Annotated in this window: 9 protein-coding genes and 1 tRNA gene; 5 read left to right on the forward strand and 5 right to left on the reverse strand. The window is 62.9% G+C overall.

Translation table 11 applies throughout. From position 1 onward, the window contains the following. The first annotated feature begins 57 nt into the window (after nucleotides 1-57). Nucleotides 58-134: transfer RNA gene (locus P9250_RS09845), tRNA-Val, on the forward strand. A 75-nt stretch (nucleotides 135-209) separates the two neighbouring features. Here the strand turns inward: P9250_RS09845 and P9250_RS09850 are convergent. The 5 genes from P9250_RS09850 to P9250_RS09870 form a co-directional block, all read right to left on the reverse strand. After that, a complete protein-coding gene (locus P9250_RS09850) occupies nucleotides 210-428 on the reverse strand; it encodes a hypothetical protein (protein WP_244830044.1) in 219 nt (72 codons plus the stop codon). An 89-nt stretch (nucleotides 429-517) separates the two neighbouring features. Then, nucleotides 518-2,752 (reverse strand): EAL domain-containing protein, encoded by a 2,235-nt coding sequence (locus tag P9250_RS09855; RefSeq protein ID WP_250494175.1) that lies wholly within the window; start codon nucleotides 2,750-2,752, stop codon nucleotides 518-520. A 141-nt stretch (nucleotides 2,753-2,893) separates the two neighbouring features. After that, a complete protein-coding gene (locus P9250_RS09860) occupies nucleotides 2,894-5,011 on the reverse strand; it encodes a hybrid sensor histidine kinase/response regulator (protein ID WP_250510759.1) in 2,118 nt (705 codons plus the stop codon). A gap of 161 nt (nucleotides 5,012-5,172) precedes the next feature. Next, nucleotides 5,173-5,811 (reverse strand): DUF5074 domain-containing protein, encoded by a 639-nt coding sequence (locus P9250_RS09865; protein WP_244830040.1) that lies wholly within the window; start codon nucleotides 5,809-5,811, stop codon nucleotides 5,173-5,175. Between the two features lie 39 nt (nucleotides 5,812-5,850). Next, nucleotides 5,851-7,071: a helix-turn-helix domain-containing protein gene (locus P9250_RS09870; RefSeq protein ID WP_310392658.1), complete on the reverse strand. Its 1,221-nt coding sequence runs from the start codon at nucleotides 7,069-7,071 to the stop codon at nucleotides 5,851-5,853. Nucleotides 7,072-7,172: 101 nt separating this feature from the next. Between P9250_RS09870 and P9250_RS09875 the strand changes: the two genes are divergently transcribed. The 4 genes from P9250_RS09875 (at nucleotide 7,173) to P9250_RS09890 (ending at nucleotide 12,439) form a co-directional block, all read left to right on the forward strand. Further along, nucleotides 7,173-7,934, forward strand: coding sequence for a DUF899 domain-containing protein (locus P9250_RS09875; RefSeq protein WP_310392661.1), 762 nt, complete (start codon nucleotides 7,173-7,175; stop codon nucleotides 7,932-7,934). Nucleotides 7,935-8,175: 241 nt separating this feature from the next. Next, on the forward strand, nucleotides 8,176-9,150 hold the full coding sequence (locus tag P9250_RS09880) for a glycosyltransferase family 2 protein (RefSeq protein ID WP_310392662.1): 975 nt from the start codon (nucleotides 8,176-8,178) through the stop codon (nucleotides 9,148-9,150). 190 nt (nucleotides 9,151-9,340) lie between these two features. After that, complete coding sequence (locus tag P9250_RS09885; RefSeq protein ID WP_310392664.1) at nucleotides 9,341-10,897, forward strand: methyl-accepting chemotaxis protein; 1,557 nt, start codon at nucleotides 9,341-9,343, stop codon at nucleotides 10,895-10,897. A 225-nt stretch (nucleotides 10,898-11,122) separates the two neighbouring features. Beyond that, complete coding sequence (locus P9250_RS09890; protein WP_250494183.1) at nucleotides 11,123-12,439, forward strand: MFS transporter; 1,317 nt, start codon at nucleotides 11,123-11,125, stop codon at nucleotides 12,437-12,439. Nucleotides 12,440-12,451 lie beyond the last annotated feature (12 nt).

Raw genomic sequence — 12,451 nt, forward strand, 5'->3', positions numbered from 1 at the left:
ATTTTTGCGTGCGCTCTTGTGCATTGCGATGCCGCTCTCTATAATCCGCCGCTCCACAGGCTCGTAGCTCAGTTGGTTAGAGCACCACCTTGACATGGTGGGGGTCGTTGGTTCGAATCCAATCGAGCCTACCAACGAATGCATTGCATCAAGAAAAAACGCCGCGTATAAGAACGCGGCGTTTTTTTCGTCGATCAAAACGAGTGTTTTCAGTCCCAGCAGTTACGGAACGCGACAGCGGCGATCACCGGCACGGTGAGCACGAGCGGAATGGCGAAGTAAGGCACTTCCAAATCCACGACCCAGCTATAGATCAGCCAGCCGATACCCACGCCAAGCGTGCCGATGCCAACGAGCGCGGTCAGCACGTTGAGCATGACGGGAGACATCCGCTTCTTGGGCGTTTCCTTGGTCGATGGAGTTTCCATGATGGCGGCAGGCGCATTCGAACGCGCGACAGATAAACAAGTCGATTGTATACCCGCCTGCGAGCTGTGCCGACAAGCAGGCCGCAGCGTCAGCCCGCTGCCAGCCGCTGCACTTTTGTGACTGTCTTGAGCAGCGAGTCGAGCGGGACCGGCCGGCTCAGCAAATAGCCCTGCACCTTGTCGCAACCCGCCTCGCGCAGACAGTCCAGCTGCTCTGCCGTTTCCACGCCTTCCGCGACGACCGTCACACCGAGCTTATGCGCGAGCTCGATCACGCCTTCCACCACGATGCGCATCATCTCGTCGGTGGCGATGTTATCGACGAAAGACTTGTCGAGCTTCAGCACGTCGGGCCTGAAACGCGTCAGATAGTTGAGACTCGAATAGCCGGTGCCGAAATCGTCGATGGCAATCCGCACGCCCATCTCGCGCACTTTCGACAGCACGTCCTGTGCATCGTCGACGTTTTCGATCAGCGCCGACTCCGTGATTTCCAGCGTGACGTTGTTCGGGTCGATACAGCATCGCTTGATCGCGTGCCTAAGCACGGAGACGAGACGCGGATCGCGAAACTGTTTCGGCGATACGTTCACCGCCATCGAATGCACGGCGGGCATTGCATGCGAGAGTCGGGACGCCGCCTGCACGGCTTCGCGAATGATCCAGTGCCCCGCTTCGACGATCAAGCCGCTCTCTTCGAGCATCGGCACGAACGCGCCCGGACCGAGCAGACCGAGCAGCGGATGATTCCAGCGCAACAGCGCTTCCACGCCCACGAGCGTGCCGGAATCCACGCGATATTGCGGCTGGAAATGCAGCAGGAACTGGTTCTGGCGAATCGCGTTCAACAGTTCGGATTCGAGATGCGCGCGCGCCAGTTCGTCCTTCTCGCGCTCGCCGAACACGCGGAACGTGTTGCGGCCCGCGCGTTTGGCCGCGTACATGGCCATGTCGGCGCTGATGAAGAGCGACTCGGGCGAACTGCCGTGCTCGGGAAAGAGCGCCACGCCGATCGAACAGGTCATCGCGATGCTCTTGCAATCCATCGCTATCGGGCGATGACACGCAATGGCAAGCCGTCGGCACGCCCGCGCGATTTGTTCGTGATCGAACGCGCCCGGCAGGATCACGGTGAACTCGTCGCCGCCCGGCCGCGCGACGATTGCATCGGGCGGCAGCGCTTCCTGAATGCGCGAGGCCAGGGCTTTGAGCACGGTGTCGCCGGCGGTGTGGCCGGCGGTGTCGTTGATGGACTTGAAGCGGTCGATATCGACGAAGAGATAAGCGAACGGCTCGCCCGATGCGCAGCGCGCGTCGAGCGCCTCGACGATCGCGTTGCGATTATGAAGACCCGTGAGGCTGTCGATGTTCGCCAGGCGATGCAATTGCTGAAGCCGGTTGCGCTCCTCGGTGGCATCGACGCAAACGCTCACCACGCGCGACACCGCGCCGTCTTCGCTGACGGGATAGATATCCGCACGAACCCAGCGCGTGCGTTCCTCCGGCAAGCGCAAACGGAAATAGCTTTGCGCGGGCATGGCCGTGTTGACGGCGGCGCGCATCTGCGTGCGCAGCCCGGCGATATCCTCGGGATGCACGCGCTGCGACCATGCGGTCTCGTCCGCTTCGAGCGCGGACACGGGCATTTCCCACATGCGCTCGAATGCCGAACTCACATGCAGCAGTTCGCGGAAGTCGTGGCTCGCGGTCCAGAACACGGCATCGACGTGATCTTCCATGTCTTTCTGCACGCGCGCCTTGCCCCGCAATTCGTCGATGAGCGTGCGCTCCGCCGTGATGTCGCGCGACTTGCAAAGTACCGCTATCAGCTTGCCGAACTCGCCGTAGACCGGCGCGAAAGTGGAAGTCCACCAGCGCAGATTGCCGCGCATGGTGCAGCACGCGCCGGTAAAGGACGTGGATTCGCCGGCCTTGGCGCGTTCGAAAGCGCGGCGCGCGTCGGGGCCGTCCCAGAGCGCGAGCCAGTCGATGCCGACGACATCGTCGGCGGCGCGCGCTTCAATCAGGCGCTGGCCGACTTCGGAGATGCAGACGACCTTGCCTTCCGGACTCAAAAGCTTGATGCAGTCGTCCGCGATGGAGAGAAGACCATTCGAGAGCTGACGCGCGACGAAGGTTTGCCGGTGCGCGCGCTGCATCTGCTGGATCACGACAACCGCCGCGATGGCGATGGCCGCGAGCAGCAGGTTCCACGGCAGCGGAATGAAAGGCGTCACCGCGGCGACCAGCAAGACGCCGAAGAACGCGGCTCCAAACCCGTCCAGGCGCCGTGTGCATTCGACATAATGAGATTCGCCGGCCACGCTTTCGCCGATGATCCCGAGAAAATCAGACGCTCTGCCCTGCACCTTCGACCCCGTCCGCTGTTGCTGTTGCTTTTGGTTTATCTTACTGATGCATAACGGCGGGATCGGTAAATACTTTAGATGGAATGGAAAGCGCGCTCACTCGCGTTTCAACACCGACGCAATTTCCTTCGCCAGTTGCTCCGCCCGATAAGGCTTGTTCAGCAGCGTCACGTTGGGTCGCAGCACGCCGTCGCGCGAGATGATGTCGCGGGTATAGCCGGACGCGTAGATCACCGGCACCGGCTGCGGCTGGGCGAACGCCCATTCGGCGAGATCGGCACATTTCACCTTGCCCGGCATCACCACGTCGGTCAGGATCACGTCCACGCCGATTCCGCTTTCCAGCACGCTCATCGCCGCGTCGCCGCTTGCGGCCTTGAGCACGGTGTAATGCATGGCTTCGAGAATCGCGACCGTCGAGGAGAGCACGGCGACGTCATCGTCGACGACGAGCACGGTTGCGCTGCCCGTGTGCGTGGGAATGCTGCCCGCTTCGGCCGACGAGGTCTCGTCGTCGTAACTGCGCGGAAAGTAGATCTCCACCGTCGTGCCGACATCCACCGTGCTCGACACATGGATATGGCCGCCCGACTGCTTGACGAAGCCGAACACCATCGACAAGCCGAGCCCCGTGCCGTGTCCTTCCGGCTTGGTGGTGAAGAACGGCTCGAAGGCGCGTTCGAGGACATCGGGCGGCATGCCCGTGCCCGTATCGGATACGGAAAGACGCACGTACTCGCCGGGACGCAGGTCGTTGCCCTCACACGCGGCGTGATCCAGCGACTCGTTCGAACACGTGAGCGTGAGCCGGCCATCGCCGCTAATGGCGTCGCGCGCGTTGATCGCGAGATTGAGGAGCGCGTTCTCCAACTGATTGCGGTCGACGCAGAAATTCCACGCCTGTTCCGGCAACGCGGCGCCGATCACCACCGACGCGCCCACCGCGTGCTGCAGAAGTTCGTGCAACTCGGCAAAAAGCCGCTGCGGATTGACGACCACCGGCGAGAGCGGCTGCCGCCGCGCGAACGACAGCAGTTGCGAGGCGAGCGTCGCGCCGCGCTGCACGGCGTCCAGCGCAGCCTGAACGCGTTCGGGCACGCGCGGGTCGGTTGGCGGCAGATACTGCATCAATTGCAAATTTCCGCTGATGGCCTGCAGCGTGTTGTTGAAGTCGTGCGCGACGCCGCCCGTCATCGCACCGAGCGCTTCCATCTTCAGGCTTTGACGCAATTGCGCCTCGACCGCGGTGCGCGCCGCCACGGCTTCGGAAATCTTGTCTTCGAGACCGCGCGTCAGTTCCTTGAGGCTTTCTTCGGCGATCTTGCGGTCGTTGATATCGACGATCACGCCGGGAAACCGCTGTGGCGCTCCGGCTTCATCGTATTCGCAGCGGCCGGACGCGAGAATCCAGATCCAGCCCTCGTCCGGCGTGCGGATGCGATATTCGGCGCGATACGGCGCACCATCGCGCAAGGTCGCGGCGATCAGCGAAGTCACGCGTCCGCGGTCGTCCGGATGGATGATCTCGAGCGCCGCCTCGATCGGCAAGCCGGTTTCCACTTCCTGAAGCGAGAAGAGAAAAGTGCGCGCGAAACGTTCGTCGCCCTTCACGCGGTTTTGCGTGATTTCCCACACGAAGGTGCCGCGCACGGCGCCCGAATTCAACGCGAGTTGCAGCCGCTCGTTGGTTCCGCGAAACGCCGCTTCGGCCGCACTGCGATTGCGTTCGAGCAGCACGCGCTCGGTTGTCTCGACGACGACTGCAAGCACGCCCACCGGCACGCCTTCATCCGATGCAACCGGGCTGTAGTGCAGATCGAGCCATGTTTCGACGGGATCGTGCTCGCGCGCCAGCACGAAGCGCGTGTCGCGGTAAGTCAGCGACTCGCCGCGCATGCCCGAATCGATCACGTTACGGTTGAAGTCCGCCGCCTCGGGCCATGCCTTCTCGATAGCCATGCCGAGGATGCCCGGATGCCGCACACCCGAGAACTTCGCATAGGCTTCGTTGTAGACGAGCGTGCCTTCGTCGCCCCAAAGCAGGGCCATCGGCAATGCGTTGGGCAGCATGACCTGCACGACCGACCGCAAGACCGGCGGCCAGTCGTTGATCGGGCCCAACGGCGTTTTGCGCCAGTCGAAATCGCGTATGAAGCGCGCCGTTTCGCCGACCCATGAATCGAGTTGAGGGCGACCGAAAAAAGTCGAATCCAAATCGGGGAATCCTTTTCCTTTGAACGATGCGCGAAGGGCGCGCACCAATCCGACAGAGTAAAGCTAATTCGCGGCGCGCGAAATGTCGGAGTAGCGTGTTCGCAAGGGGGATGCCTGGTCTTCGACTCGAGGCTTGACGGTTTCGGCACAGCGCCGGTGCATCATTCTGGCTTCGGCTTTTTCACGGCTCTTATCTTGCCTGTGCGCCCGCCGCCGCAAAAAAAGCGCTCGCCGCCGTCCGATTCGAGTCCCGAGACGCCCACGCCTTCCGGCATGTCGAGCCGCTCGAAGACTTCGCCGGTGGCCGGGTCGATGCGTCGCAGTTCGCTCGCGTCGCTTTCCCACGTGGCGTGCCAGAGTTCGCCATCGACCCAGGTGACGCCCGTGACGAAGCGATCGGAATCGATGGTGCGCAGAATTTTGCCATCGCCCGGATCGACTTGATGGATCTTGCGCTCGCGATATTGTCCGACCCAGAGCGTGCCTTCTGCCCACGCGAGACCGGAATCCGCGCCACCGCCGGGAGCGGGAATGGTCGAGACGACCTCGCCGGTTTTTGGATCGACCTTTTGAATGCGGTCCTCGGCAATCTGATACAGATGCTCGCCATCGAAGGCCGTGCCCGCGTGCGCCGCGACCGCGAGCTTGCGTCGGGTCTTGCCGCTTTCGGGGTCGAGCGCGTTGAGGGCATCGCCCGAGGCGAACCAGACTTGCTGTCCGTCCCAGCTCACGCCGTGCACGCCTTCCACTTCGGGAAAAGGTCCGTATTCGCGGATGATCTCCGCCTTTGCGCGTTTCATGTCGCCTTCCTCTGCTCACTGGTTGATCGAGACTTCATGCTAGTCGTAGGCCAAACCAGCAGGGAGTAACAAGGCCGTCGTGAAACCGGGCAGGGGTGCGGTCATCCAGCGGCGCGCGCGTCCTTGTCCGTATGCCTGAACCTTGCCCGCCGCCGCGAGCGTCGTAAGCCCACGCTGTACCGTGCGCTGGCTCGATCCAAGCGCCAACGCAAGCGCCGAACTGGACCACGTTTGACCATCGGCGAGAACGGCCAGCAGCGTCGCGTAGGCGTCTTCCGTTGGCTGCGCCAGAACGACGACTTCATCTGCCCGACGCGGCGTCAGCGTGAAGCCGCGCGGCGTCGCGCTCACCGTTGCGAGCGATTGCAGCATCGTCCTCAAGCGCCCGATCTCGACCCGCAAGCGCGCCCGATGCGTGTCGTCGGCATGTTTCATGCGAAACGCCCGCACGATGAGCGTGTCGCGCGGCACGTCGTCCGGCCATGCTTCCGCAAGCGCGCGCGCCAGCGTGAAAAGCACCGGACGCGTGGCGAGCGCAATGGTCACGCCGCCTTCGCGCACGACATTGCGACACGCATCCACGATGAACGCAGCCGATGCGAACAGCGCCTCCACTTCATCGAGCCGCAGGAGCCGCGCTTCGCCTTGTGCGATACGCCTGGCCGCTGGCGCATCGAGCACGCTCGACGCGCTTTCCGCTTCGGCTTCGAGCGCGGCGATACCCGACCGATGCGCCGCCTCTCGCGCGCGCGTCAACGCTTCGCGCGCAGGCTGCGTCTCCACACGCCGTATCGCGATTGCCGCCGCAATGAGTTCGCGCGCGGCCTCCGATGCCGGTGGAAGACTTAAGGCGTCGAGCGATGCGAGCAAGAGCCGAGCATCGTCCAACCGGCCGAGCAACGCGAGCCTGCGCACCGCCAATATGCGTGCATGGAACGCGTTGACGTGGTCGCCATGCGCTTCGAGCGTGACGCGCGCGGCATCGAGCGCTTTCTGCGGCCACGCAAGATCGCGCGATGCCAACGCGATTTCCGCTTCGGCGACCACGCATCGCGAACGCGCAACCGCTTCCTTCGCGCCGAATCGACGCGCCGCGCTGCGCAGCAAGGTCTTCGCGCGCGCGAACTCGCCGAGTTGCGCCATGGCGATGCCACGCAGTGCGAGCGCAGCGGCGTCGTCGCGCAATGCAACACGATTGAGCGCGCCAAGGGGGTCGCCGGCCGCGAGCGCGCGCGCCGCCGCGTTGATCAGCGAATCCATGCCGCCTCAGATTCCCGCCACAATTGTCACTCCCCTCAGCTGTGCGTCCGGTACTAATCTAACACCGTGCATTTCGAAACCTTACTCGGGAGACAAGCACGATGACGAGTCATACGACAGGAACGCGCGACGACTGGCTGACCGCACGCTTGAGCCTTCTTTCGCGCGAAAAGGAACTCACCCGGCAAAGCGATGAACTCGCCGCGGCACGTCAGGCGTTGCCGTGGGTTCGCATCGACAAGACTTATCGCTTCGATACGGAAACAGGAAGTGCCACGCTGGCTGACCTGTTCGGCGGCCGCTCGCAGTTGCTCGTTTATCACTTCATGTTCGGGCCGGACTGGAAGGCGGGCTGCCCGTCTTGCTCCGCGATCGCGGATGGCTTCGACGGTTTCGCCATTCATCTCGCGCATCACGATGTCGCGCTGTGGTGCGTGTCCCGCGCGCCCATCGAGAAGCTCGCGGCCTACAAGAAGCGCATGGGATGGCACTTCCCATGGGCCTCCGCGCACGATGGCGACTTCAACTTCGACTTCAACGTGTCGTTCACCGAAGAGCAGCAGCGCGACGGCAGCATCGAATATAACTATGCGAAAAATCGCCACGCGATGGATCAGAAAGACCCGCCCGAAACCGTCAAGCAAGGCGCCGCCGATGTCGGCACGACCGCGCCCGCGTATTCGCTCGACAGACCAGGCTTGAGCGTCTTCGCGATGCAGGACGGCGACGTCTATCACACGTACTCGGCCTACTCGCGAGGTCTCGACAGTCTCTGGGGCATGTATCAGTGGCTCGATCGCGCGCCGAAAGGCCGCAACGAAACCGGCAACTGGTGGAAGCGTCACGACGAATATCCGGACTGACTGCGCGGGCATCGCGCCGGTTAGGCAGAGCGATGCACGCATAAATCGCGCGAATCGCGTAAACCGGTATGGCGTACGAATCCCGCCGCAAACGCCGTATTAATTACCCATTTTTTTCGGATTATTTTTCTTCCTCTTTCTTCTACCTTGCTAACGACGCGAAAGATTTCGCATTGTGAAGCGGCCGCTGAAAATCGCCGACAAAATCGCCGATATAAACAAACGACGAAGCGAGAAGAAGATGAAAAACGCGCTGACGGTCTCCATTTGCCTGCCCACCTGCAACCGGCCCGAACTGATCGTGCAGTGCCTCGACTCCTGCCTCGCGCAGAAGTATCCGCACATCGAAATATTGATCGGGGACGACTCGCGTGACGATCTCACGCAGCAGCTCATCGCCGCGTGCTACGCGCACGACGCGCGCGTGCGATATGTACGCAACGACGTGCCGCTCGGGCAAGCACGCAATGTGTCGAGCCTCTTCGAGCGTGCGACGGGCGCGCTCGTCATGCTGATCCACGACGACGACTATCTCGTGCACGACGCCGTCGCGCGGCTCGCGGCGCTTTGGGCGACGTATCCGCATCTGCAAGTCGCGTTCGGCGATCAATACGAGGTCGATGCCGAAGGTCGCGTCGATGTCCACAAAAGCGCGGCGCTCAATGCGGCGTTCCATCGAAAACGGCGCGCGCAAGGCATGCAGCCGCTGCCAGGACGAACCGGTCTTGTGCAAATGTTCCCCAACAATGGCTGGATGGCGCTCGCGGCGCTCGTGCGGGCAGTGGGGTATCGCGAGGAAGTCGGCGCGTGCTGCGATTACGTGTTCGGCGCGCAGTTGTGTCTGGCGGCCAAGCATGTCTACTATCTGCACGAATACGTTTCGTACTATCGCAAGACGACGGCTTCCGTGTCGCGCAGCACGCGCCGTTCGGTCAGCGCGGCAGCGTTTAGCGCCTACGAGTTCGTTTCGGCGATGACGCTCGATCCATCGCTCGAAGCGGCGCGCGGCATCGCGTTGCGCCGGTTGGCGCCGATCGTCGTTTCGCTGCACGCGAGGCACGATGCGCCGCTCGCCGCGCTGCGCGTCGCCTTCGAACATCCCGATGCCTATACGTATGGCGCAAGTCTCAGGCTCTACTATCACCTCATGCTGATCGTGCGCGCGCTCGTCGCCATGCGTAGCCGGCAGCGTTCAGGCACGCCACGTTTTCCCTGATGCGCTGAATGTCCGAGGTTTTCGCACGGTCGATCTCAAAGCCGCGCAGTTATCGGTAACCGTTTCCCTAAAGGCCATCGCGTTGCGGTCGTTATACAGGCGGCCGGTGACATTTCACTGGCCGCGTGGCAGGCGAGAGCATCCTCGCGTGCCGGCGCGCGAACAAGATGCAGCCACCTTTGGGACGAATATGTTTTCCACAATCAAGGGCCGCCTCGCCCTCGCCATGACTCTGCTGAGCATGCTGCTCATCGGCATCGGGCTGGTCGGACTCGTCGGCATGAGCAAGTCCAACGAGACGACCCACGACCTCTTCACGAATGAAATGCCGAGCGCGGTGTCGGTCGGCAATGCGGAAATGTTCATGGCGCGCGAACGTCTGAGCTTCGATCGCGCGGCGCTGAACATCGGCACGAACGCGGCGGACGAGGCCATCGGCCGGGGCGCGCTGATGCGCAAGACTTCCGACGACGCATGGACGAAGTACGCCGCCCTGCCCCAGGCTCCCGGCGAAAAGCAGCTTGCAAACAAATTCAACGAGCAGCGTCTGCAAATGCAGAAGCTTCTCGACGAAGGCTATGCCGACGTGCGCGCGAAGGACCAGGCGAAAGTCACCGCCGACGCCGCCACGATGCAGGCCGCGTTCAACGACTTCGCGAAGACCGGCGTCGAGTTGCGCAAGCTGCAGTTCGACCAGGCGCAAAGCGACTTCGACGCGAGCCAGGCGACCTTCGCCATGTTCCGCATGGTGTCGATCATCGCGATCGTGATCGGGCTCGCTGCATCGTCGTATTCGTGGTTCTCGCTGCGCCAGCGCATTGCGCGCCCGCTCGACGCCGCGCTCGAACAGTTCGGCGCCATTGCCGCAGGCGACCTGCGCCGCGATGTGCGCATCACCTCGAACGACGAAATGGGCCAGTTGCTGCGCGGGCTTTCGACCATGCAGGCGAGCCTCGTCGAAACCGTGCGTTCGGTGCGCTCGGGTAGCGAATCGATTGCATCCGCGACCAAGCAGATTGCGGCGGGCAACGTGGACTTGTCCTCGCGCACCGAGGAACAGGCGTCGGCATTGCAGGAAACCGCGTCGAGCATGGATGAGCTCACGGGCACGGTCAAACAGAACGCCGACAACGCGCGCCAGGCGAGCGTGCTGGCCGCCAATGCATCGGAGATCGCGGGCAAGGGCAGCCATGTGGTGTCGCAAGTGGTGACCACCATGGGCGAGATCAACCAGAGCTCGACGAAGATCGCGGACATCATCGCGATCATCGAAGGCATCGCGTTCCAGACCAACATTCTCGCGCTCAACGCAGCCGTGGAAGCGGCGCGTGCAGGCGAAGAAGGACGCGGCTTCGCGGTCGTGGCAGGCGAAGTGCGCTCGCTCGCGCAACGCTCGTCGGCGGCGGCGAAGGAGATCAAGGAACTGATCGATACCTCCGTCGAACGCGTGCAATCCGGCGCGGCGCTCGTCGATGAAGCCGGCCGCACGATGAACGACATCAGCAACGCCGTGCAACGCGTGACCGACATCATGGGCGAGATCGCGGCGGCATCGGAAGAACAATCGAGCGGTATCGAACAAGTGGCGCGCGCCGTGACGCAAATGGACGAAGTGACGCAGCAGAACGCGGCGCTCGTCGAGGAAGCGGCGGCAGCGGCGCAGTCGCTCGAAGATCAGGCGGGCGCGTTGCGTACCGCAGTCGAAATCTTCCGTCTGCATGACGAAGGCGCGCGCATCGCCGCTTGACCGTCTACTGGTTCACCCTGACGGCCCGCGTCTTCTCAAGGAAGCGCGGGCCGCTGCATTTTTTCGAAGCCGCTTTCAAGGACATAACCTGTGGTAATCGCCTCATAAGGCAAATTCAATAGACGGCTATCGCTGTTTTCTCCAGACTTCGGACGTCGGATCGATACACGATTCGCCCTCGATAAGAGCGCGCATGAAGCGCACAAGCCTCGGAGGAGACACGCTATGTTCCATCGACCCAAGGTCACCCGGTCGGTCCTCGCGCTCATGTGCGCGATGTCTTTCATCATGTATCTCGATCGCGTCAACCTGTCCGCCGCGGCAGGCCTGATTCGCGATGATCTTCATCTCAGCAATACCGATATCGGCTTCGTGTTCGGCGCCTTCGCCTACACCTATGCGATCTGCCAGGTAATCGGCGGATGGGTGAGCGATCGCTTCGGCGCGAAGACCACGCTCGTGCTGTGCGCGTCGATCTGGATCGTCGCCACGGTCGCGACGGGCTTCGCGGGCGGCGTCGTATCGCTCTTCTGCGCGCGCATGCTGCTCGGTGTCGGCGAGGGCGCGGCGCTTCCGGCGCAGGCCCGCGCGCTAGTCAACTGGTATCCGGCGCAAAAGCGCGGCTTCGTGCAAGGGCTCACGCATTCGTTCTCGCGCCTGGGCAATGCGCTGACGCCGCCGCTGATCGCGATTCTCGTCGCCTTCGCGTCGTGGCGTGCATCGTTCATTCTGGTGGGCGCGCTGACCGCGGTCTGGGTGCTGGTCTACGCGTGGTACTTCGCCGATAACCCGCGCAAGCATCGGCACATCACGGCCGAGGAAATCGCCGAGCTGCCGCCCGAGAATAAGGTGGCCGTGGAGAAGACCCGCGAGCCGACGCCGTGGGGACGTCTCATCAAGCGCATCGGGCCGACCATGATGGTCTACTTCTGCTACGGCTGGACAGGCTGGCTCTTCTTCACGTGGCTGCCGACGTTCTTCATGCACGGACGCGGCCTCGATCTCAAGAGCTCGGCGCTCTTTTCAGCGGGCGTGTTTCTCTCGGGCGTCGTGGGCAATACGGCGGGCGGCGTGATCTCCGACCGCATTCTCAAACGCACCGGCAACGTGGTCGCCGCGCGGCGCAACATGATCATCGTCGCATTTCTCGGCGCGTTGATCTTTCTCGCGCCCGTCATGGTGGTGAAGTCCTTGCCCGTCATGGCAGGCTGCATGAGTCTGTCGTTCTTCTTCCTCGAAATGACCATCGGTCCCATCTGGGCCGTGCCGATGGACATCACGCCCAAGCACGTCGGGATTGCGAGCGGGCTCGTCAATGCGGGATCGGCCATTGCGGGCATCTTCTCGCCGATCGTGTTCGGCTTCATCGTGGACCGCACCGGAAGCTGGACCTTGCCGTTCGGCGGCTCGCTGGGACTGCTTGCGGTGGGTATCGTGATGACGTTCTTCATGCGACCCGATATCGAACTCGATCCGGCGAACGATGCCGATTCCTCGTTGCGCGATGCCGAAGGGAAACTGGCATTCGCGGATCGCCGATGACGGACGGCGACG

This window comes from Caballeronia sp. LP006, from assembly GCF_031450995.1.
In the GTDB taxonomy this organism is placed as follows: domain Bacteria; phylum Pseudomonadota; class Gammaproteobacteria; order Burkholderiales; family Burkholderiaceae; genus Caballeronia.